Here is a 22,186-nt window from a genome sequence, read left to right as displayed (position 1 = left end):
CAAACGCTCGTCACCCAGCGACCAGCACAGCTGGCCGCGCTTGACGAAGCAGACTGCTATCGCAGTCAAAGCGCTCCGTGAAGCCCCCATGTGAAAGCGTGCCACTATGCAAGCCTTCGTCTATAAACCCTAAAAAATACCAATAGAAGTGGAAAAGACGAGCGTCTTAAAAACACCAAAGAGCTATACTATTGTTCAGCGTTCAGCGTTCAGCGTTCAGCGTTCAGCGTTCAGCGTTCAGCGTTCAGCGTTCAGCGTTCAGCGTTCAGCGTTCTGCGTTCATGCCAATTAACGATACGGTGAATACTTAACATTGAATATCGAAACGGTACAGCTACCAGAACAAGAAGTTACTTGCGCGACCTGTCGCGCGAATTGCTGCCGGTTGGAGGTAATGCTTATAACCGATACCGGCGTGCCTGAGAGGTTTGTTCATGTGGATCAATGGGGCGGCATGACGATGGCGCGATTGGATGACGGCTGGTGTGCTGCTTTGGACAGACAAACGATGCTCTGCACTATTTATGATAAGCGCCCGTTAATATGCCGTGAGTTTGAAATGGGCGGGTATGAGTGCTTAGCGGAGCGTGATTAGATTTAGCTTATCAGGCCTTCGCGTCTTTCTTCCCATTTGCAATTACGAGCACAGCTCCTAACCCACTGTAGGTCATCAGCATGCCGGTTGGCACCGCCCCCTTTTACAGGCTACTGTTTAAAGGCTAGCCGGACCGTGCAGGGCGTCACGCTTCTGTATACCCTGAATCAGCAATGCCAAACGCAACCGGCCATATGGCGAACTCTGTGCTTTGGGTTGTCTTGTGTCGGCTAATACTAGGTGTCGATTGCGCTCTTGCGGTTGCTAATTTTCAACACTCCAGTTAAGTTTGCGTTATAAACAACAGGAATTTGGTACAAAAGACTAATAACGAGCACAGGGAGGCGAGTGTGGGCGCTGGCTTTAAAATACTCTTTATATTATTACTCTCGGTTTGGGTTACAGCCTGTACCCAAACTGATGTTAGCGTTAGTGAAAACGACGTAATTAAGCTAACCCCACACGGAGCTGTCCCCAGCCAGGGGGCCGCAGCATCGGAAATCGTCAGACATTTTCCTGAGGGTGAGCTTCGGAACGCGACCCATTTGGGGCTGGTGTTCGCTAACCCCATGGTGCCATTATCTGAAGTTGGTAAAGCTGTTTCTAGTAATCCTCCTATTACTATCTCGCCCCAGGTTGAGGGCGTCTGGCGCTGGAGAGATCCTCGAACACTCACTTTTCAGCCCGATCAAGGGCGTTTTAGCTACTCCACAAAGTACCAAATAGCTTTAGAGGGAAAAATTAAAGAGGGCAATAGCGCACTTACTTACAGTCATGCGTGGGATTTTTCAACAGAGACTTTAGGGTGGCTTGGCTGGAGCAGCAGCCGCTGGGATCAAAAGGCTCAGCGTCATGTTGTCGAAATTGTTTTTAATCAACCAGTCGACCTTGCCGAAATTGCACCATTTATCGTGCTTACTGACGGAAATAAGGAGTATGAAACGGAGTTGAGGCTAATAGCTGATGGCCCAGGTCTTCGAAATAATAAACGGTGGTACCCCGAGGCTCAAGCCGTGGAGGTGGTGGCTAAGCATCGTCTGCCTGCTAGCACAAAGATGACATGGCTAATCAAAGAGGGAATACCCGCTAAAGAAGGAACGTTGCCAGCTGAAGATATGGACGATTATACATTCAGCACTCAGAGCGCATTAGCGGTTGTAGGTGTTGAGCGGCGCAGGGGGAGCGAAGCATGTTTAGAATTTAATAATCACCTTATCAAAAATCAGGATTTTTCATCGCTTATACAGTTATCTCCCCCGGTGGAGAAGCTACGTTTCGATCTTAGTTATGACAGGCTATGCTTAGGAGGATTAGATAAAGGTTCAAGTTACAGTCTTCGCGTTCTGCCTAAGATTAAGGACGTATATGGCCAAAATTTGGAACTCTCAATAGATGAATATGACTTTTCACTTGAGGTAATTAAGGAAGAGAGTTGGCTTAACATTCTCCGTACTGACAAAAAGAGAGATCAATACCTCTCCGATATTGGGCGCCCTTTCTATTTGGATTGGATGTATGCCGGTCCTATCATTCTTGGGCCAGGCGAGCCACGCGAAATTCCCTTTGATTCACTAAATGCAGACTCTGTACTGGTGGAGCTGCGAACAGTAGACCCGTCTGAATTTGTTCAGTACCAAAATTTAAAAGTACTTTTTGATGGCATGGGGCAGGATCATGCCACTCGCTTTACTGAAAGAAAATTTGGTCATGGAGTTCCAGGCGCTCTAGTTAAAAAGTATGAACTAGAGACTCAAACAGCGATAAATGCAACTTATCGGGGATCAATAGATTTAACCCCCGCGTTAGATATGCAGGGTCTTGGTCATGTCCTAGTCATGCTGTCAATTCCCGAGCATGCAGATGAGCCTAGAGACGGCCGTTATAAAACCAATCGCATGATTTGGGTTCAATCGACCAACTTGGCAGTAAAGGCCTTTCCCGAATATGGAAAGGTAACCGCTTGGGTGTCGTCACTGGATAAAGGTTTGCCACTTGAAGGAGTCTCGGTTCAGTTGGATGGCAAGCAGTCTGTTACCGATGAAAATGGTGTGGCGCTTGTTGAGGGAGCTGACCTCGCTGGCCCCTTAGTGGCGACAAAAGATGGTGATAGTGTATTTCTGCTACAGCGTTTCAATTCTTCACAACACGAATGGGATAGTGGGGGAAATCGGCTGATTTGGCACGTTTTTGATGACCGTAAAATTTACAAACCCGGCGAAGTGCTTACTGTAAAGGGAACCTTGAGGCAGACTGTGCCGGGCGAAGGACTTAAACAGCCTAGCAAAAATACTTCCATCAAGTGGCAGGCTAAAGACGCAAAAGATAACGAATTCGCAAGTGGCGACATAACCCTGGATGATCAAGGAAGTTTCGATTTTCGTGTCGATTTACCGAAACAGATCGCGCAGGGTCGCGGCGCTATAGGGCTACAGCTTGTCCAGCCAGAGACTGATGAGTCTATTTCCTATCATGCACATTGGTTCAATATTCTGGAGTATAGGCGGCCTGAATTTGAAGTAGAGGTGAAGTTTCCGGAGTCGCAAAGTGCCGAAGAAGTCAGTCTTGCAGTCGAGGCTAAAGCGAATTATTACTCAGGAGGGCCACTGGCAGAAGCTGCGGTAGATTGGACCTTTTATGCTATCGGAGCCGCTCTTGATTATGACGAGGCGGAGCAATTTAGTTTTTCAGGGCGCTACAGAGGTGATTTCCGCACAAAACTGGGTGAGACTGAAGGCATGACAGATAAAGCTGGCGTAAGTCGTACTCCAGTTTTCTCCTCTTGGGGGAAGGCAATTAAACTTTCTGAATATTCAGAGGTCCGCAAGGTTCGCGCCGTTGCCAGTGTGGAAGATAAGAATAACCAGCGCTGGTCTGGCTCTGCGGAGTACCTAGTGGATGGACCTGCCCTTCGCGTAGGGCTTCGCCCCCATAAAAAAGCTGTTCAGGTGGGTGATGAAATCGTCATTGATGTAGTCGTCTTAAACCAAGATGGTTCGACAGATACAAAAGCTGAGCTGACGGCGGAGTATTACGATTATGAACTGAGCGAGCGAGTAAGCTTGACGCCACAGTGCCAATGGCTTGCAGAGGAGCGCTTGCAGCAATGCACCGTTAACAATGCTAAACGAGGGCCATACCGGTTTACCGCCAAGGTCAGAGATAACGACGGTAAGCGCTATGAGATTGAAAGCGATGTGGAGGTGATGGGCGAAAAGCTTGGCCTGCAGCATTACAAACCAAAAGAGGATTACTATTATTCAAACAGAATAGAGCTGGTGCCGGATCAACTTGAGTATAAGCTTGGTGATACTGCCAATATTTATATCGGCGCCCCATTTCAACACGGAGAGGCGCTGGTTACCTTTAACCAAGAAGGCGTGTTTGACGCTCAAAGAATACTGATAAGGAATGGCTATTATCAGTTACGTGTGCCTATTACCGATGCGCATATTCCGAACTTTGGTGTTCACGTTACCGCCCTTGTGGATATTGCGCAGGCTAAAAAACTTAAGCGCGGTTTTACAACATTAAAAGCTACTGGCAATCAAAATATACCTGTAAGTGCCGAAAGTCGTCGGCTGGCGGTAAACATCGAGCCCGGCAAACCTCGTTACGCTCCGGGCGAAGAGGTTAATGCGGCCATTAGTGTCACTGATGCACAGGGAAAGCCCGTAGACAGCGCCGGAGTGACTTTTTATGCGGTTGACGAATCGGTACTTGCTTCATCGTCCTATCAAACCCCTGACCCGCATAAAGCGTTCTATCAATATCGTCAATCGTGGATTAGGAGTTCGGATACTCGAGACATACTGACGTTTCTATATTCAGACCTCGGAAGGAATCCAGGTTCGGGTGGGTTTATGGCATCGGCAGGCAGTCGAAACGATCCCATGGCCGGCTCTGTTCGTAAAGACTTTTCGGCACTGGCGACCTTTCAGGCCAACCTTAAAACTGATTCCCAAGGTCAAGTAGGGGCCAACTTCACATTGCCTGAAAGTTTAACCCGCTACAGGCTCATCGCCGTCGTCCAGGCTGAGGCCAGCTATTTTGGTGCCGGTGAGTCCACGGTCGAGGCGTATTTACCCCTTATGGCGCGGCCTTCCTTGCCGCGATTTATCAATGTGGGTGATCAGGCCAGTGTGCCCGTGGTATTGCAAAACAGTACCGATACAGCAATGGTGGTTGACGTTGAAGTCGAGGGGGAAAATTTAACGATTAAACAACGGAATAAGCAACGCATTACTGTGCCAGCCCATAATCGCACTCAGGTCGAGTTTCCTGTTAAGGCTAAGTCAGAGGGTAAAGCGTCACTTAGGGTCGTCGCCACCTCCAACAAGTATAGAGATGAGGTCGCTGTCGAGGTCCCGGTCTATTCACCAATGCGGCAGCTTGCCATTTCTCACTACGGCGCCATAGAGGGAGAAACGGCGCACTTTAAGCTGTTGAGTCCTGAAGCTATACAGGCTGGTAGCGGTGTGCTTGAGCTAAGCGCGTCGACATCACAGCTGCAAAGCCTGCAAGATGCGTATGTGTATTTGGTGAATTACCCCCATAGCTGCTCCGAACAGTTATCTTCCAGATTGGTGTCGGTATTAGCCATGCAGCAAGCAGCTGATATTTTTCAGAATGCCGAGTTGCCAGATGCGCAAGAGCTAAACGAAACCTTGACTGATCAGATTGGTCAACTTGTGGGGCGCCAAAACGTAGACGGTGGCTGGCCTTTGTGGCGCAAAGGCGAATCGTCACTGGCCTTTCTCTCAGTTCACGTTTTACAGGCGCTTATATTGGCACAACAAGCAGGCTATGAGGTGCCAGCCGGGGCGATAGAGCGAGGGTTTTCTTATTTAGATGGCACGTTTGTCGAAGACTTGGAGGGCGAGGCCTGGCCGGTGGTAATGCAGGCTTTAGCCTACGGTGTTAACCTTCAGGCGGCCTATAATCGTTCAATGTCGGGTCTCAATACAGCGTTTTTACAGAACGTAAAAGCAGAGTCAGACTGGAATGCTTTACCCGTAAGCACAATGGGATGGCTTATACACGCCTATTCAGGCGCTGAAGAGCACGATGCGTTAAAGGAGAAACTGTACGATTTGCTGGACGCGCGATTGATAGAAACAGACGCTGAGGCTAAATTCGCCGAGGAGTACGGCAGTTGGCGCCACTCCAGTATGGCCAGCTCAGCGAGAGCTAATGCAATCGTGTTACTTGCCTTGCTTAAAGATAGCCCCGACTCAGCACTAATAGACAAAATAGTTCGTGGGCTCGTAGCTAACAAGGCTCAAGGGGCTTGGAAAAATACCCAAGCGAATGTATTCGCGTTGCTGGCGCTTAAGCAATACTACCAGCAGTTTGAAACTGGTGAGGTAAATACAACGCTTACCATTAGTGCAAATGGGGATGAAGTCGCACAGAGCCAGTTTGACAATAAAAAAGAACAGTTTGCCAGCGAAGGTATTAGCCTGAGCGACTGGGGAATAAACCGAAAGAAAGCAAATGTTAGCCTCGCATCACCGGGGGAAGGGCGTATTTTCTATCGTTTGGCGGCAACCTATATCCCAGAAAAATCCAAACAAGCCGCAGCCGATAACGGGTTTTCGGTAGCGCGACACTATGAGGCTGTAGATAACCCTCAGGACGTTCAGCGAATGCAAGATGGCAGCTGGAGAATTCGGGCGGGAGCCAAAGTACGTATCACATTGGTAATGGATACAAATGAGAGCCGCCATGATGTAGCGTTGGTTGACAGCCTGCCGGCAGGACTTGAGCCGATTAACCATAGCCTCGCTAACGTGGAAGATGTTCCAAGAGCGTTAGAGTTACAGACCTATCAGCCCAATTGGTATGATCATAGCGAGCTGCGGGATACCGGAGCGCAAGCCTACGTACAAAGGTTATCTACCGGTGGGTATTTATATACGTATCAGGCGCGAGCGGTAACACCCGGTCAATATACCGCTCCCGCCGTCAAGGCAGAGGAAATGTATAACCCCGAAATTTTTGGGCAGAGTGAATCCACAATGGTCTTAGTTTATTAAGGCGCCTTGTTGAGAGCTGAGGAAACCTCAACAAGGCGAAACTAATAGGCTACTGAGGTTCGAAAATTTTCATAGTTGCCCAACCCTTGATATAGTTTTGTTGTCTTTTCGTGAATTGGGCAAACGTATATGCAAATTACTTGCACAGAAAATATCGGCCTGTTTTTAGATTTCGATGGCACTCTGGTCGACTTTGCGCAGACACCCGAAGGGGTTTATGTCCCGGAAGAGTTAAGGCAAGTGCTTGGAGCTTTGGCTGTGCAACTTAATGGTGCTTTGGCCTTAGTGTCAGGGCGTGCGTTAGATTCGCTGAGCGGGCTAATCAATTTACCCCTCACCATGGCCGGCAGTCACGGTGCCGAGTGGCGCTACGGCGACGGGCCGGTAATGCACCGTGACCTCGAGAGTGCCGAATTTGTCAAAATTAAGGCTAAGTTGCTTGAATACGCAGAAGATCGCGGCCTGATCGTTGAAGATAAGGGGCATGCGATTGCCTTGCATTATCGCGGAAAGGAGCATTTGCGCGAGGCTCTGGACAGCTATATTGATGATCAATTGTCGCTTGGCGAGCGCACCGATATGCGTGTCATTAAAGGCAATTGTGTTCGGGAAATACAACCAGTAGGTGTTGATAAGGGGGTAGCTATTGCACACTTTATGAGCACGTCACCATTTATTGGCCGTCAGCCGGTTTACATTGGCGACGATACAACGGATGAGGATGGTTTTGCCTGGGTGAACCAGAATGGAGGCGTTTCCATCAAGGTGGGGCCTGGCGAATCGTGCGCTGGAGTACGGTTATGCGATACTGGCGAGGTTCTTGCTTTTTTACAGTTGCAGCTCAAAAGGTTGGAGGATGTAAATGAAAGAGCGAAGTCTGGAGTTGGGGTTAATCGGTAACTGCGTCATTGGCGCACTGGTCGATAAATTTGCAGAAGTAGTATGGACATGTTTACCGAGATTTGATGGCGACCCTGTATTCTGCTCGCTTTTAAAAACGGATGATGAAGAATCTATTCAGGGTACGTTTGCGATAGATTTAGAAGGCTTTAGTCACAGTGAGCAACGTTACGAAAAGAACACCGCAATATTAGTCACCAAGCTGTACGACAGCCATGGGAATGGTGTCGTGGTTACCGATTTTGTCCCTCGTTTTAATCAATATGGGCGTATGTTTCGCCCGATGATGCTAAACCGCAAGCTCGAACCTATAGGGTCTCCCAAAATACGTATTAGACTCAGGCCCGCCTTCAATGATGGTCAACACCCCTATACCAGAATACAGGGCAGTAATCATATTCGGTTTGTGGGTAATGACTTGGCGCTTCGTCTGACCACGGGCCTTTCTGTTACCGCCATTATGGATGAAACCTGGTTTGTTCTCGACGGTGATCATTACATGATTTTCGGTGATGATAAGTCCATCAAAGAGCCTATTAAGGAGATCAGCGAGCGCTTTTATGCCGAGACGGAGTCCTATTGGCTCGAATGGTCCCGTTATCTTGCCATACCGTTTGAGTGGCAGGACGCCGTTATACGGGCGGCCATTACATTAAAGCTAAGCGCCTACGAAGATACCGGCGCAATCATCGCCGCAATGACTACCTCGCTGCCAGAGGCAAAGGATACCGAGCGCAACTGGGACTATCGTTTCTGTTGGTTGCGGGACAGCTACTTTACCGTGCACGCTCTAAATCGGTTAGGGACAACGCGAACGATGGAGCAATATTTACAATATCTTGTAAATATTGTCGCCGGGATGGATGAAAACCATCTTCAGCCGGTATTTTGTATTAATGGCTCGAAAAGCATGCCGGAGCGCATTGCCAGCGCGCTGCCCGGCTATCGCGGTATGGGGCCGGTTCGAATTGGGAACCAAGCAGCCGAACAAATTCAACACGATGTTTATGGCGCGATTGTATTGTCAGCCACGCAAATGTTCTTCGATGAGCGTATTCGCCGTCCTGGCAGTATTCAGCTGTTCGAGTTACTTGAAAGTATCGGCGATAAGGCCTTTGCATTTTACGATAAGCCAGATGCGGGGCTGTGGGAACTGCGTGGATCTAAGCACGTACATACCTTCAGTAGCATGATGTGTTGGGCCGCGACTGACCGCTTAGCCAAAATAGCGCGCAAGCTCGAGCTGAGTGAGCGCGAGAACTATTGGCGAAGTGCCAGTGAAAAAATTCGTAACGCCATTGAGGATAATGGATTTAATCTAGAGCTCAACGCCTACACCGCTACCTGGGGTGGCGACACAATGGACGCCAGTTTATTGCTTGCGTGTGAATTAGGCTATATCGATGGTAAAGACCCACGTTTTCTGGGCACGATCAAAGAGATTGAAAATAAGCTGATGCCTGAGGGCAGTAGGTACCTTTTTCGCTACGTGGTTGAAGACGATTTTGGTATGCCCGAAAACGCATTTACCATATGCTCGTTTTGGTATATCGATGCTTTGGCCGCAGCTGGCCGCGAGCAGGAGGCGCGTGAATTATTCGAAGACCTGCTGTCGCAGCGCAACCACCTTGGTTTGATGTCGGAAGACTTGAACCCTGAAACAGGCGAGCTTTGGGGCAATTTCCCGCAAACCTATTCGATGGTTGGTATCATCAATAGCGCTCGAATTCTGAGTAAGAAATGGGAGCATGAACTGTGAGTCGTTTGATAGTTGTATCCAATCGTGTAGCAAAAACCGATGGCGCCAATAAAGGTTCAGAAGGTGGACTGGCGGTAGGTGTAATGGCCGCCATGGAAAAAGCAGGTGGTGTTTGGTTTGGCTGGAGCGGCAAGGTAGATAATCGCGATGAAACCGCTAAGCATGAAGTGCGCGGTAATATTGAGTACGTGACCGTCAACATGCGTCAATCAGAGTATAACCAGTACTATAAGGGTTACGCTAACAGTGTGTTGTGGCCACTGTTTCACCAGCGCCCAGAGCTAATGCAGTACAGCGACAGGGATTTAAGTGGTTACATTCAAGTCAACAAAAAGTTTGCCGAAGAGTTACTCAAAATCATTGCTCCGACGGATACGATTTGGATACACGATTACCACCTTATCCCTCTCGGCAAAATACTGCGCGAGGCTGGGGTGAGAAACCCAATCGGGTTTTTTCTTCATACGCCATTCCCCTCACTCGATCTACTGCGCACAGTACCAGGTTATAAAAATGTACTCGAAGCCTTGCTGCATTACGATTTAGTCGGTTTTCAAACCGAGGCAGACCATCTGGGCTTTTGCATGGGGGTATGTCAGGGACTGGGTGGCGAAATTCTAAAACATGATCGCTTGCGCTATGGTGATCGTCACTGTACTGCGCGTGTCTACCCAATCAGCGTGGAGACACAGGCGCTGCCGGGGGTGGCCGATCGCGGAGAGACAACGCAAGAGTACCAGCGTCTTTACGAAAGTCTTGGTGACAGAAAATTACTTATTGGTGTGGATCGGCTAGATTATTCCAAAGGATTAGTGCGACGTTTTCAGGCTTATGACCGGTTGTTAGGTCATAACAATGAATTTCTGCGCCAGGTGGTTTACTTGCAAATTTCACCGACCTCTCGTGGAGATGTTCAGGCCTATGGTGACCTCGCTAAGCGAATTGATCGTGAAGCGGGCCATATTATTGGCACCTACGCTGATTTTGACTGGATGCCACTGCGGTACTTGAACCGGGGCTTCCGCCGAAAAACGATTTTGGCTATGTATCGTTTGGCACACGTTGGTTTAGTGACGCCATTGAAAGATGGAATGAATTTGGTTGCCAAGGAGTATGTTGTTGCTCAAAAACCCGAAGATCCGGGCGTATTAGTGCTGTCTGAGTTGGCGGGGGCCGCTGACGAACTGGATGCCGCGGTTATTGTTAATCCTTATGATGTTGATGGTATGGCGGGTGCGCTTGCCAAGGCGCTTCAAATGCCGCTGGATGAGCGGGTTGATCGCTGGAAGAGTATGATGAGCGTGTTAAAGAAGCAGGATATTCACGCCTGGCAACAGAGCTTTTTGGGTGATTTGCTTCACCTGACAAAACCGCAAACCATAGACTCGACGGCCCTTAAGTACTGATATTGGCTTAGTGTTTAACAGGGCGCTTACTTAGTTTTCGCTGTAATGTGCGCCGGTGCATGCCCAGCGCCCTTGCTGTTGCAGAAATATTGCCATCGTGTGCAGCTAGTACACTTTGAATATGCTCCCATGCCAAGCGGTCGATCGACGGCGGCTGTTCTGGAATTGCGGCTGGTGATTTTTTTGTCTCAGTAAACGCAGCCAGAATTTCGTCCGCATCGGCCGGTTTGCACAAGTAATTGGCGGCCCCTTTTTTTACCGCTTGGACGGCGGTCGCAATGCTTGAGTATCCCGTTAAAATAACGACGTGTAAGTGTGGTTTTCGACGCAATAGCTCCTCTGTGATGTCAAGCCCAGACTCTTTGCCAATTTTTAAATCAATAATGGCTTTTTGGTAGTTGCGTTTACCAATCAGTGTAAATGCTTGTTGGCTGTCGCGAGCGACGTCCACCTGAATGCCTCGGCGCTGCAAGGCACGCTGCAGAATATCGCCAAAAGTGACGTCATCATCAACTATTAAGATAGTTTCTCTATCGCTCATGAGTCACCCAAGGGTAAGTTGATTGTGGTAAGAGTACCGCCGTTTTCGGAGGTCTCCAATGTCACTGTGCCGCCATAGCGTTGAATGCTGGCATGAGTTAAAAACAGACCTATACCCAGGCCGTCGGGTTTAGTCGAGACAGGCTGCTTACCAATAAGCCGTTTTGCATCATGCGTCAGTCCTACACCGTCATCGACTATTCGCCAAATTAATTGTGTGCCATCTGTGTCGACGTGGACATTGATGCTTTGCGTGCTCGCATCTGCTGCATTGTTGAGTACATTTATAATCGCTTGTTCGATCGTCGGATGCATTGTGACAGCGCAACCCTTAAGTGCATCACTCAGGTGGCTGATGGTTGTAGCCTCTGGCCTTAGTAACTGCCAATGATCAAGCAACTGTCGGCAGTACTCTGACGCGGGCATGGCTTCGGGGTTAGTCAATAGTTCAATGTCCGCGCGTTGTCGCAACCGTTGTAAAATATTTCCACATTGCGTAATTTGTTCTTGCAGAACCGCAATATCTTTTCCTATATTTGAAGAGGGCTCCTGATCGGAGGCCATCTCGTTTAGCAGCACTTTTATAGTAGATAGCGGAGTGCCAAGCTCGTGTGCTGTGCCCGCCGCTTGGGTGGCAACCCCTATTAACTGCTCATTGCGAAGGTCCTCTTCGCGTAGAGAGTTTAATTCGCTTTGATGTTGGCGCACTGTGGCGGTCATGCGAACAATAAAAAAGCTAATGAGCAGGGCACTTAAGGAAAAATTAAACCACATCCCAATCATATGAACATTCATACCCATTGAATGATGTTGGTGGCTGTTGTGTGGTACGAAAATATCTAGCGGGTGAAACCAAAACAGTAAAGCGCCATACAAAGCGATCGCAAGAGCGCTGAGCGCCCATGCGTATAGGCTGGGCAGCACTGAAGCCGCAATGCAAACAGGTACTAAAATGTACGATAAAAATGGGTTGCTGACACCGCCGGTGTAATAGGCAAGTGCGGCGACTGCAACAATGTCGATCAAAAGATGCAGTGCTAATTCAAAGTGTTGATTGGGCTGGGTGGCCGAAATTCGGTAGAGCGACGCCAGATTGATAGCGAGCAATGATAATGTGACGGTGGCCACAGGCCACATGGGTATGGGCGAGAAACGGCTGACAATGCCACTTGCCAATAGCAGCGTTAGTATTAGGAAGAAACGAATGATGACCAAGTGTCGCAAATGCACAGCATCCACCGCTGATGTTAGGTTTTGGCACGATGCTTCAGGTTAACAAAAAATACCCAAAATTCCGTGCGACGAAATGTCGCAGTACCGCAATATTTCAAGTGAATTACATGCACTGTTCATTGCAAGGATGCATAGGCCATTATCACGGCGTTTTCTCGACCTTTATGGCTCGGATAGTAATTGGGCCGAATGCCGACTTCCGCAAATCCCATGTTTTGGTAAAGACAAATAGCCGCCAAGTTAGACTCCCTCACTTCCAGATACAAGGTGTCCGCAAACTTGGGAAGTGTTGCAAGCAAATAAGTCAGTACGTGTTGAGCGATGCCGCGACGCTGCCATTTGGGTGTCGTCGTAATATTAAGCAATTCCGCGTCGCCGGCTGCAGCACTTATAACGAAATAGCCAACAATTGTCTGATCACAGCATATAAGTTGGCAGCACTGGCGCGAGCCTAAACAATCTGCAAAAAGACGACGGCTCCAAGGGTGAGAGTGCGCGGCTCGTTCAATGTCATGGACTGTATCGAGGTCACTCTCGTCCAGTGGCCGCAGATGTAGGGTCAGGCCATTGAGTGATAGCTGGGTGCTGAGTAATGTGGCGTTAAGTTTACTGGGAGACACGGGCTTGCAAGGCTCGCCAAAGTTGACGTTTGAGCTCTGGATTGTGCAGCAGCTCAGTGAGGCTGGGAAGTGCCAGAGCATCGCGCTCTTGAGTCGTTTCCCCGTAGCAGGCTACCTGGAAGTGAGTGAAGGCGGCCTTGGGTGTGCTCGCCTCAGTGGATAAGTATTTGGCCGGACGCAGACCAAATATCCATAGCTCGCTGTCGGTGGTTTTTATCAGCTCCTCGTTTAGCCAAGCTTTGAGCTCTTCTTCCAGGTCGCTTTGCGAATACAATTTGGCCAAATCGTCATTGATCGGACAGCGAATTCGCTCCGCGGCCTCAATCGGTCGGTTAATACGCTGCATGACCCGGAGAATATTGGTTAATAGTGCCTCTTTGGGTAGTGCGCTGCCAGGCTCGTGTTCATCGAGCACCAGTAAGTTGGCATTGGGGCGCCATAGGTGTAAGTGCAGTGTTTTAACGCCGCTGGCAGCTTGGCGCAGCGGCGTTTGCAACGGCTTGCGGTCACTGCTTACGCCCATATCAGCGAGTACTTTGCCAACTGGCTCTGCGCTTGCAGTGGGCGTTGTTCGTGCTTGAGGTGCGGAGCTAGGTGCAGTAGGTTGCACCAGCGTGTCTGCCGGGGCAGGCTCAACGTACTCCGGCATTGCACACGGTATTGGCGCGGGGGCATGAGGCAAAACCACACGAGGCATGTAGCCATCAATACCTAAAGCGTTTAGATATTTTTGCCGGGCGAGCTCATTCATCGCGTTTTAGATGCCTTCGCGTTGCGGGTGTGAGCGCTCGGGTGCAGCCAGCAAGTTCAGCGCGTGCAAGTACGCTTTGGCTGAAGCAACCACTATATCGGTATCCGCTCCAACGCCATTGACAATATTGCCGCCTTTGGCCAGGCGCACGGTGACGTCGCCCTGAGAGTCAGTTCCCTGAGTAATAGCATTGACTGAATAGAGCTTTAGGGTAGCGCCGCTTTTTACAACACTCTCGATGGCCTTATAGGCCGCGTCCACCGGGCCGCTGCCTTTGGCCGAACATCGGTGATTTTCGCCGTGAATGGTAAGTGATACGTGTGCCTCGGGCTGGTTGCCGGTTTTGGTATTAACCTCCATCTCGCCGAGTACGTAAATATCAGGAGCCTCTTGGGCGACAACCCCGCTAACCAGTGCTTGTAAATCCTCGTCGAAGATTTCGTGCTTCTTGTCGGCCAAATCTTTAAAGCGCTCGAAGGCGACGGTCAACTCCTCGGGCGTGCCGAAGGTAATACCTAAGGCCTCAAAGCGAGCTTTTACCGCGGCTCGGCCCGAGTGCTTACCCAATACCAGTTTGTTGGTATTCCAGCCCACATCTTCGGCTCGCATAATTTCGTATGTTTCGCGGTGTTTAAGTACGCCGTCCTGGTGGATGCCAGACTCGTGAGCGAAGGCATTTGCACCTACAATTGCTTTATTGGGCTGAACCGGGAAGCCTGTGATCGTGGACACTAGGCGTGAGGTTGGGACAATATGGCTGGCGTCAATGTCTGTTTCGACTGGCATCATGTCCTGACGCGTGCGCACGGCCATTACAACTTCTTCTAGAGCGGCGTTACCGGCGCGCTCACCCAGCCCGTTAATTGTGCACTCTACCTGGCGGGCACCGTGCATTACGGCTGATAGTGAGTTGGCGACTGCCAGTCCCAGGTCGTTGTGGCAATGTGTTGAGAATATGGCTTTGTCAGCGTTAGGTATCGCTTCAATCAAGCGGCCAAACATGGCACCGTATTCGCCCGGTTCACTATAGCCTACCGTGTCGGGTAGGTTTATGGTGCCGGCGCCGGCATCGATGACCGCTGCAATAATTTTGCACATAAAATCAAATTCGGAGCGGCTGGCATCTTCCAGTGAAAACTCCACGTCATCGGTATAATTGCGAGCTTGTTTCACGGCCGCAACCGCCTGTTCCAGCACTTTGGGTGGCTCCATCTTCAGTTTATACTGCATGTGGATTGGACTGGTGGCGATAAACGTGTGAATGCGACCGCGGTTGGCCGGCCGAATGGCTTCGGCTGCGCGTTCAATATCACCTGGAACAGCGCGAGCCAGAGAGCAAATCGTGCTGTCTTTCACCACTTTGGCGATTGCCTGAATGGATTCAAAGTCGCCTTTGCTGGCGATGGCGAACCCCGCCTCAATTACATCTACGCGCATTTTTTCCAGCATCTTGGCAATGCGGATTTTCTCCTCGCGAGTCATTGAAGCGCCGGGGCTCTGTTCGCCATCGCGAAGTGTGGTGTCAAATATAAACAGCTTATCTTTGTTGCTCATGGTCGCAAATACTCAAGGTCGATCGTGCGGCCCTGGGCCGCGCTAATGTTTAGTCAATACTGGTACCGCCTATTATAGGGTTTAGTTGCGGGCAAAAACACCGTTGGCAGCATATGTCGGTAAGCGGGCAGTAAAACGGGTCGTCTGGTATACTTTGCCGCCGGCCGTTTGGCTCCATTCACCACTGACCAGGTTGCGATTCATGCCGCCACTTCAGGCCACCATGACCGAGGGGCATGTTCCCACCCAGCTGCGCACCCTTGCACTGCCCATGGTGTGGGGCTTGATGGCGACTATGTCCTTTAATGTGGTGGACACCTTCTTTGTGGCGCAGCTTGGTAATAGTCAATTGGCGGCCATGAGTTTTACCTTTCCCGTGGTTATGGTGTTAACCAGTATTGGAATCGGGCTCGGCGCTGGTACTTCATCCGCAGTGGCTCGATTACTGGGCGCGGGCAATGCTTCGAGTGCACAGAGGCTGGCTACCGATGCGGTCAGCTTAACGCTACTTATATCGGTTTCGGTGTGTGTGCTTGGATGGTTTACGATAGATCCCCTCTTTACCCTGTTGGGTGCCCCCCGGGAACTTATCCCACTCATTCAGCAGTATATGAGCATTTGGTACTTTAGCGCGCCCTGCCTGCTGGTGCCGATGGTCGCTTTGGCCTCACTTAGGGCTATGGGAATGAGCCAAATACAGGGCGTGTTGATGAGTGTGGCTGCCTTCGTTAATGCCGTACTTGATCCCCTACTGATATTTGGGCTCTTCGGTTTTCCTGAGCTTGGCATTGCCGGAGCTGCGTGGGCAACCTTGATTACCCGAGCGTGCACGCTGCTAGTGGCGCTGTACATTTTGAAGGTTCGAGTCGGTTTACTGGGTTCTCTGATAGCTCCGCTGAGCGTAATAGATGCCTCCTGGCGCACCATTGTCCATGTGGGGCTACCGGCAATGGCCTCGAACATTATTATCCCTCTCGCCAGTGGTGTCGTCGTGATAATGGTTGCAAGCTTCGGTACCGATGCGGTCGCGGGCCTGGGCGTCGCCGTTCGCATAGAGCCGTTGGCGCTTATTGCGTTTTATGCGTTAAGTGGCGTCGTTGGGCCCTTCTTTGGCCAGAACGATGGGGCTGGACAGCACCATCGAATGAAGGAAGCATTGCGGGCGATAACTATTTTTTGTGTCGGCTTTGGTGCTTTATTGACCGGTTTGATGTGGGTTTTTGGGGGGTACATTGTTGGGTTGTTTAGTGAGCATCGCCAAGTACTGGAAGTGGCTGTACTTTACTTGTCGATTGTCCCTGTCAGCTACGGCCTTTATGGTTTGGTGATGTCGGTTAACGCGGCCTTTAACGGACTTGGGCTACCCTGGCCCGCTATGCTGCTCTCGGCTTGCCGGGTGATACTTGTGTTTTTACCATTGGCACTGCTACTGAGATATTTCTGGGGGCTTAGCGGGCTGTTCATCGCAACGGCGACGACCAATGCAATGGTAGGAATTTGGGCTTACAATTGGCTTCGGGTCCGAATTGATCAAGCTTCTGGCGTGGCTAAGGTAACCTAAGGCACAATATCGTGAGCAATATAAAGAGACGACTATGAGTAAATCAGATACGCCATACGAGTTAAAGGACATTAACCTTCCCTCTAATGCGGTATGGCACAAATGCACCGTAAGTGCTGGGGACAGAGCAGACCTCCTGCAGCAGGTGCCGCGTTGCATTTGGCTGACGGGTCTTTCCGGTTCGGGCAAGTCGACAATTGCCAACGCATTGGATGCCACCCTTCACGCAAATGGCATTAAATCTTTTTTGCTCGATGGCGACAATGTCCGGCACGGATTAAACAAAGACTTAGGTATGACCGAGAATGACCGCGCGGAGAATATCCGGCGCGTCGGCGAGGTTGCCAAGTTAATGGTGGACGCCGGTCTGGTGGTTATCTGCGCCTTTATTTCCCCTTATAAACGCGATCGTCAGATGGTGCGTTCCATGTTTAAACATGGCCAGTTTATGGAGGCGTATTTAGACACCCCTTTAGCCATTTGCGAGGACCGAGATCCAAAAGGGCTTTATAAAAAAGCTCGTGCGGGTGTGATTAAGCAGTTTACTGGAATAAGTGACCCCTATGAGAAACCCGAAAATCCAGAAATTGTGATAGACACCAGTAAATTAAGTGTGAGCGAGGGCGTCAGACAGGTTTTGAGCGCACTGGCCCAATAATTAACGGAGACATATTTTGCAGCAAGCCTTGTACGAGCAAGTTATTGCCATTGCGAGCGCCGCGGGTGACGAAATTATGGGCGTCTACCAGCGCGACTTTGGTATTGAACACAAAGCAGACAACAGCCCGTTAACCGAGGCCGACTTGGCGGCTCATGCCATCATTGAAAATGGGTTGCGGTCGTTAAGTGTGAAATTACCAGTGTTGTCTGAGGAAAGTGCGGACATCGACTGGGGGACACGCAAGGACTGGTCTGAGTATTGGTTAGTAGACCCATTGGATGGCACTAAAGAGTTCATTAAAAAGAATGGTGAATTTACCGTTAATATTGCTCACATAATCGATGGTGTGCCTGTTTGGGGGGTCGTGGTTGCGCCTGCGCTTGGGGTCACGTATCACGGCGGCACGGCGATTGGCAAAAGCTTTAAACGAGACATTGACGATAAGGTAATAGAGGTAGCAGACCTTCCCGTTGAGAACACGGGTTGGTGTATCGTCGGCAGTCGTTCGCATCAAAGCGACGAATTTTTAGAGTTTGTCCGTCAGTTTGATAATCCGGCTATCACCAGCATGGGCAGTTCACTCAAGATATGTTTGGTTGCCACAGGCGAGGCACACCTTTATCCCCGTCTGGGGTTGACCAGTGAGTGGGATACGGCAGCGGCGCATGCAGTTTTGAATGGCGCTGGCGGCAAATTGGTTGTAATGGATAGCGGAAAACCTCTTGCATACAACCAAGAAGAGAATATCCTAAACCCCTTTTTCCTGGCCGCTCCGCTGAACTACAAGGCGAGCCCTTCGCCTTAAAGCTCGCTCTGGTCTTTGTTCTCTGCGGGGGCGCTCAAATCGGCTTGTGTGATTTGGGCGCCAGTGTAGAGCGATGCTTCCTCGTTTGCTGACTTCACTTTGCACTTTAACCATATTCTTTTTACCCCTGAGCTGTCCTGCCGCTTTGTTCCTCAATGTCATTTTTGCATTCCTCGCGCCATGAACTAATCTTGTTGTATTCGACGTCGATAGTGGCTTTCGGGAATGGGTCTACTTTTAAAACCATACAAACCGGCCTTTCTGGCCTGCTTGATTATCATCCTAATGCTTGGCATCACTGCTGCACTGTGGGTGCATACGGCAATCGCTGTACTGGCATCTGTGGTGGCCACCAGTGTATTTCACACTTACTGTGCAAGGCTTGCCCGGGACGCGGGTGTGAGCTCCAGAGCGCTGCATGAGCAGGAGGTTGCTGCGTTGGGACAACAAGCGTTGGGTTTACTGCAGCGCATTGGCGCAGTAATCGCGGAAGAAGAAGCTCTGCTGCAGAGCCGGCTCGCAGAAATAAACCAAGTTCAGCAAGATGCTGTTACTACGCTGGAACGCTCTTTTGCAGATATTCAAGACTTGCTAAAAAGTCAGCAAGATAATATTACCCATATTCTGGCGTTTGAGGAGGGGGCTGAGGGTATCAGTATGGAGCAGTTTGCTCTGAACACCTCCAAAACTCTCGATAAAGTCGCCAATACGACGGTCAACATCAGTACCGAAACTATGGAACTGGTAGAATAAGTCAGTTGTATTGACAAAATGATGCCCAATGTTCTGAAGGCTTTGGGAGAGATCGATGCCATTGCCGATCAAACAAATTTATTGGCGCTCAATGCCGCTATTGAAGCCGCTCGAGCCGGGGATGCAGGCCGGGGATTTGCCGTTGTGGCCGATGAGGTACGGGCTTTATCCAACCGCTCCAGTGGATTTAGTACCGATATCCAGGCTCAGCTAACCGCCATTGATGATTCCGTAAAACAGTTGCATCAGAAAATTGGCAGTGTTGCCGCGGCTGATATGACGCATATATTGCAGTCTAAGTCAGAGGTAGAGAACGCCATTACACATTTAGTTAATAAAGCAGAATCTGACAAGCACACAACCGCTCAAATCGAAAGCATCTCCAATGAGCTGGTACAGGCGTCACACGTTGCCGTGCGCGGGCTTCAGTTTGGCGATATTGCCGGACAATCTCTGGAGTATCAGCAGCAAAGATTGCGTTTGTTGGCTCCTCTACTTAAAGGATTGCAAGTCGCCACCTCCTTTACAGATCAGCCTGTAGAAGCATTTACTCGTGTCATCAACAGTCTTGATCAGGTTGAAGATTCTTTGAGGGAATATCGACATAGTCCCGTCTCGGCTACCTCAATGGAAAGTGGCGAAGTAGAGTTGTTCTAGTTGGGATTAGGAGAATGAAATGGAAAATACACCTATTAAATTACCCGCAAGGTTTGATTTTGGTTTTCACAGTACGTTCTCCGAGCGTTCTAATAAATCGCTTGAAAAGGGAGATGGCACTATTGTACTAGACTTTAGTGAGGTGACTTATCTCGACAGTTCAGCGCTGGGTATGGTTATTATGCTGCATAAAAAATGCCACAACGCTGGAAAAAAGGTGAAAATCATTAATGCGCATGGCACGGCAGATGATCTGCTTAGACTTGCGAATATAGATAAACTCGTCGCTATAGACTAGACGCATGAGTGTTCAGGATTGCCATGCAGAGCAGAAGATTTTGGTGGTTGACGATGATGAACTGTTATTGACGCTGATCGAAACTGTATTGGCCGATGAGGGATATCGCATTGAAACTGCCAGCTCCTACCAATTGGCCCAAAAAGCTTTGCTGGCTAACACACACTTCGACTTAATATTACTAGATCAGTATCTGAGTGATGGCTTCGGCACTGACTTGTTGCGACTGATGAATGAGAAGTCAGTTGCATGTGAACCCCCAGTTTTGATGATTGGGGGCGGCGATGATTCGGGCTTGCTGGAAGAGTGTTTTTCACTGGGTATTGCCGACTATATTGTAAAGCCTCTGCACTTAGAATTATTGAAGCTTAAGGTTGATACCTTGCTTCGCGAGCAGCAGTTACAGGAGCAACTGGAAAGTCGTCACAATCAGGTGTCAACGCTTCTCGAGAATATTCGTCAAGACCAGGAAATGGCGCGTTTTGTCTATGAGCATTTAATGAGTCGCTACCATGAGCCTCTGCCGAACATAACGGCGAACATTATTCCACACTCAGTTTTTTCCGGCGATATGATCCTCTCGGTGACATCGCCCTCAGGTAATGTATTGGCTTTAGTCGCCGATGCAACCGGTCACGGATTGGCCGCTGCCCTGACGATGATACCCGTCATTCCGGCGTTTGCGACTATGGCCAGCAAAGGGATTTCGCTGCCACTTATCGTAAGTGAAATTAATGAGAAACTACTGTTGGAAACCCCTGATAACCGGTTTGTAGCAGCTGTTGCTATCGAGCTGGATATTCAACGGGGACGCTTGCGGGTTTGGAATGGCGGGATGCCAGACGCTTATTGGATTCCAGATGACGGGTCTGAAATTACGGCGTTCCCCTCGACTAATTTACCTTTAGGGGTAGTGGAGCGGGGGGACTTTACCTCGGCGGGACAATCTCTTGGCGGCATAGAGGCCGGTGAGCTGATTATTATGAGTGATGGGGTAACGGACATTTTGTACTCCAATGGCGAGAAACCCGAGGCACAGGTTCGTCGAACTCTCGGAGAAAATGCAAAAGGTGCCCGCTTTAGCGCACTGTTGAATTTGATGGGACCACTATCCGGCGAGCCTGAAGACGATATCAGCTTGTTCAGCCTGGACCACTCGAGCGTAAAGTCTGTTGAAGGTTTAGCTCCGGTAGTGTCGGTTAAGTGCCTAAATTGGTCGATGACCCAAACTGGTGCGCAGTTGGCGGACAACTCACTAGTCTCTCTTGCTTCCCAAGCATGGAACAGCGCATTACTACCTGCAGACAAACAGCAGGTCGCGTTCACGATTCTAACGGAGCTGGTCAACAACAGTTTAGATCACGGTCTTTTGGGATTGGATTCACGTCTGAAGGAAGACGCTGAAAACTTTGAAGTGTACTTGCGCGAGCGGGAGCTACGTTTTGGTGATTTGGCGAATACCGACTATATTTGTGTTGAGCTTGAGTTAGATCAAAAGCAGCTAACTATTCTGGTAAAAGACAGCGGAGCAGGCTATACCTTTGTAGGGGATAAAAAAATGCAAGGTGAGCTTTCAGGTCGAGGCTTGGCACTAATTGAATCTCTGTGTGATGAATTCGAGGTGGCGGCGCCTGGGAACATCGCCAAAGCAATAATAAAACTGGTTCATAACTAGGAGTGGGAATGAGCAAGCACGTATTGATAGTTGATGATTCTGCGTCGATTCGCCAGATGGTTGAATTTACGCTCAAGGAAGCTGGCTACACGGTGACAGCCGCTAAAGACGGGGAGGAGGCCTTTAACCTCTGTCAGAAAGCATCGTATAACTGCGTATTAACAGACCAGAATATGCCGCGTATGGATGGCATAACCTTGATTAAATCTCTGCGTAAGCTGCCTCAATACGCTCGCACCCCGATTTTGGTATTAACCACTGAAGCTGGTGATGCCATGAAGGCCCAAGGGAAAGCTGCCGGAGCCACTGGCTGGATGGTTAAGCCCTTCGACCCCAAAAGCCTGTTGGACGTTGCCGCCAAGGTTATGGGGTAGGTTAGGCAC

At 49.7% G+C, this 22,186-nt stretch carries 18 protein-coding genes and 1 pseudogene; 13 read left to right on the top strand and 6 right to left on the bottom strand.

Going from position 1 to position 22,186, the window contains the following annotated elements; genetic code table 11:
- Positions 1-313 precede the first annotated feature (313 nt).
- From QWI17_RS21535 to QWI17_RS21515, 5 genes are all read left to right on the top strand, one after another.
- Positions 314-595: a YkgJ family cysteine cluster protein gene (locus QWI17_RS21535; protein ID WP_302724586.1), complete on the top strand. Its 282-nt coding sequence runs from the start codon at positions 314-316 to the stop codon at positions 593-595.
- Positions 596-1,164: 569 nt separating this feature from the next.
- Entirely contained in the window at positions 1,165-6,630 is a 5,466-nt protein-coding gene (locus QWI17_RS21530; protein ID WP_302724585.1) for an alpha-2-macroglobulin family protein, read from the top strand.
- Positions 6,631-6,759: 129 nt separating this feature from the next.
- On the top strand, positions 6,760-7,530 hold the full coding sequence (gene otsB / locus QWI17_RS21525) for a trehalose-phosphatase (RefSeq protein ID WP_302724584.1): 771 nt from the start codon (positions 6,760-6,762) through the stop codon (positions 7,528-7,530).
- Positions 7,493-9,289 (top strand): glycoside hydrolase family 15 protein, encoded by a 1,797-nt coding sequence (locus QWI17_RS21520; RefSeq protein WP_302724583.1) that lies wholly within the window; start codon positions 7,493-7,495, stop codon positions 9,287-9,289. Before otsB ends, QWI17_RS21520 begins: the two co-directional genes overlap by 38 nt.
- Positions 9,286-10,695 (top strand): alpha,alpha-trehalose-phosphate synthase (UDP-forming), encoded by a 1,410-nt coding sequence (locus QWI17_RS21515; protein ID WP_302724582.1) that lies wholly within the window; start codon positions 9,286-9,288, stop codon positions 10,693-10,695. The genes QWI17_RS21520 and QWI17_RS21515 overlap by 4 nt, the downstream gene beginning before the upstream one ends.
- A 7-nt stretch (positions 10,696-10,702) precedes the next feature.
- Here the strand turns inward: QWI17_RS21515 and QWI17_RS21510 are convergent, their stop codons facing one another.
- The 6 genes from QWI17_RS21510 to QWI17_RS21485 all read right to left on the bottom strand — a co-directional run bounded on the left by QWI17_RS21510 (position 10,703) and on the right by QWI17_RS21485 (position 15,597).
- Positions 10,703-11,236, bottom strand: coding sequence for a response regulator transcription factor (locus QWI17_RS21510; RefSeq protein WP_302724581.1), 534 nt, complete (start codon positions 11,234-11,236; stop codon positions 10,703-10,705).
- Positions 11,233-12,465 (bottom strand): ATP-binding protein, encoded by a 1,233-nt coding sequence (locus tag QWI17_RS21505; protein WP_302724580.1) that lies wholly within the window; start codon positions 12,463-12,465, stop codon positions 11,233-11,235. The genes QWI17_RS21510 and QWI17_RS21505 overlap by 4 nt, the downstream gene beginning before the upstream one ends.
- 119 nt (positions 12,466-12,584) lie before the next feature.
- Positions 12,585-13,088, bottom strand: coding sequence for a ribosomal protein S18-alanine N-acetyltransferase (gene rimI, locus QWI17_RS21500; RefSeq protein WP_302724579.1), 504 nt, complete (start codon positions 13,086-13,088; stop codon positions 12,585-12,587).
- The gene (locus QWI17_RS21495; protein ID WP_302724578.1) at positions 13,075-13,839 is read right to left on the bottom strand and encodes a hypothetical protein; all 765 of its coding nucleotides are present in this window, start codon (positions 13,837-13,839) and stop codon (positions 13,075-13,077) included. Before QWI17_RS21495 ends, rimI begins: the two co-directional genes overlap by 14 nt.
- A 6-nt stretch (positions 13,840-13,845) precedes the next feature.
- Positions 13,846-15,393, bottom strand: coding sequence for a 2-isopropylmalate synthase (locus tag QWI17_RS21490; protein ID WP_302724577.1), 1,548 nt, complete (start codon positions 15,391-15,393; stop codon positions 13,846-13,848).
- Positions 15,394-15,474: 81 nt separating this feature from the next.
- On the bottom strand, positions 15,475-15,597 hold the full coding sequence (locus QWI17_RS21485; RefSeq protein ID WP_302724576.1) for a hypothetical protein: 123 nt from the start codon (positions 15,595-15,597) through the stop codon (positions 15,475-15,477).
- On the opposite strand from QWI17_RS21485, the gene QWI17_RS21480 reads away from it, so the two are divergent.
- The 8 genes and pseudogenes from QWI17_RS21480 (at position 15,596) to QWI17_RS21445 (ending at position 22,177) form a co-directional block, all read left to right on the top strand.
- Complete coding sequence (locus tag QWI17_RS21480; RefSeq protein WP_302724575.1) at positions 15,596-16,954, top strand: MATE family efflux transporter; 1,359 nt, start codon at positions 15,596-15,598, stop codon at positions 16,952-16,954. The genes QWI17_RS21485 and QWI17_RS21480 overlap by 2 nt on opposite strands.
- A gap of 34 nt (positions 16,955-16,988) precedes the next feature.
- Entirely contained in the window at positions 16,989-17,612 is a 624-nt protein-coding gene (gene cysC / locus QWI17_RS21475; protein WP_302724574.1) for an adenylyl-sulfate kinase, read from the top strand.
- 16 nt (positions 17,613-17,628) lie between these two features.
- A complete protein-coding gene (gene cysQ / locus QWI17_RS21470) occupies positions 17,629-18,420 on the top strand; it encodes a 3'(2'),5'-bisphosphate nucleotidase CysQ (protein WP_302724573.1) in 792 nt (263 codons plus the stop codon).
- A gap of 225 nt (positions 18,421-18,645) precedes the next feature.
- On the top strand, positions 18,646-19,173 hold the full coding sequence (locus QWI17_RS21465; RefSeq protein WP_302724572.1) for a hypothetical protein: 528 nt from the start codon (positions 18,646-18,648) through the stop codon (positions 19,171-19,173).
- Between the two features lie 51 nt (positions 19,174-19,224).
- Positions 19,225-19,830: pseudogene (locus QWI17_RS21460) on the top strand (methyl-accepting chemotaxis protein); the annotation flags it as partial.
- A gap of 19 nt (positions 19,831-19,849) precedes the next feature.
- A complete protein-coding gene (locus tag QWI17_RS21455) occupies positions 19,850-20,128 on the top strand; it encodes an STAS domain-containing protein (RefSeq protein ID WP_302724570.1) in 279 nt (92 codons plus the stop codon).
- A 4-nt stretch (positions 20,129-20,132) separates the two neighbouring features.
- The gene (locus QWI17_RS21450; protein WP_302724569.1) at positions 20,133-21,803 is read left to right on the top strand and encodes an ATP-binding SpoIIE family protein phosphatase; all 1,671 of its coding nucleotides are present in this window, start codon (positions 20,133-20,135) and stop codon (positions 21,801-21,803) included.
- Positions 21,804-21,811: 8 nt separating this feature from the next.
- Positions 21,812-22,177: a response regulator gene (locus tag QWI17_RS21445; protein WP_302724568.1), complete on the top strand. Its 366-nt coding sequence runs from the start codon at positions 21,812-21,814 to the stop codon at positions 22,175-22,177.
- Positions 22,178-22,186: the final 9 nt, after the last annotated feature.

The organism is Gilvimarinus gilvus (assembly GCF_030518155.1).
Taxonomy (GTDB): domain Bacteria; phylum Pseudomonadota; class Gammaproteobacteria; order Pseudomonadales; family Cellvibrionaceae; genus Gilvimarinus; species Gilvimarinus gilvus.
The sequence above is the reverse complement of the archived record's forward strand: the minus strand, read 5'-3'. Positions and strand labels throughout refer to the sequence as shown.

What these genes read in the sequence shown, in the direction of transcription:
- QWI17_RS21490 (WP_302724577.1), bottom strand. Translation starts at nt 15,393, where the DNA reads ATGAGCAACAAAGATAAGCTGTTTATATTTGACACCACACTTCGCGAT.
- QWI17_RS21480 (WP_302724575.1), top strand. Translation starts at nt 15,596, where the DNA reads ATGCCGCCACTTCAGGCCACCATGACCGAGGGGCATGTTCCCACCCAG.
- otsB (WP_302724584.1), top strand. Translation starts at nt 6,760, where the DNA reads ATGCAAATTACTTGCACAGAAAATATCGGCCTGTTTTTAGATTTCGAT.
- QWI17_RS21520 (WP_302724583.1), top strand. Translation starts at nt 7,493, where the DNA reads ATGAAAGAGCGAAGTCTGGAGTTGGGGTTAATCGGTAACTGCGTCATT.
- QWI17_RS21510 (WP_302724581.1), bottom strand. Translation starts at nt 11,236, where the DNA reads ATGAGCGATAGAGAAACTATCTTAATAGTTGATGATGACGTCACTTTT.
- QWI17_RS21485 (WP_302724576.1), bottom strand. Translation starts at nt 15,597, where the DNA reads ATGAATCGCAACCTGGTCAGTGGTGAATGGAGCCAAACGGCCGGCGGC.
- cysC (WP_302724574.1), top strand. Translation starts at nt 16,989, where the DNA reads ATGAGTAAATCAGATACGCCATACGAGTTAAAGGACATTAACCTTCCC.
- QWI17_RS21530 (WP_302724585.1), top strand. Translation starts at nt 1,165, where the DNA reads ATGGTGCCATTATCTGAAGTTGGTAAAGCTGTTTCTAGTAATCCTCCT.
- QWI17_RS21450 (WP_302724569.1), top strand. Translation starts at nt 20,133, where the DNA reads ATGAGTGTTCAGGATTGCCATGCAGAGCAGAAGATTTTGGTGGTTGAC.
- QWI17_RS21445 (WP_302724568.1), top strand. Translation starts at nt 21,812, where the DNA reads ATGAGCAAGCACGTATTGATAGTTGATGATTCTGCGTCGATTCGCCAG.
- QWI17_RS21455 (WP_302724570.1), top strand. Translation starts at nt 19,850, where the DNA reads ATGGAAAATACACCTATTAAATTACCCGCAAGGTTTGATTTTGGTTTT.
- QWI17_RS21465 (WP_302724572.1), top strand. Translation starts at nt 18,646, where the DNA reads ATGGGTCTACTTTTAAAACCATACAAACCGGCCTTTCTGGCCTGCTTG.
- QWI17_RS21495 (WP_302724578.1), bottom strand. Translation starts at nt 13,839, where the DNA reads ATGAATGAGCTCGCCCGGCAAAAATATCTAAACGCTTTAGGTATTGAT.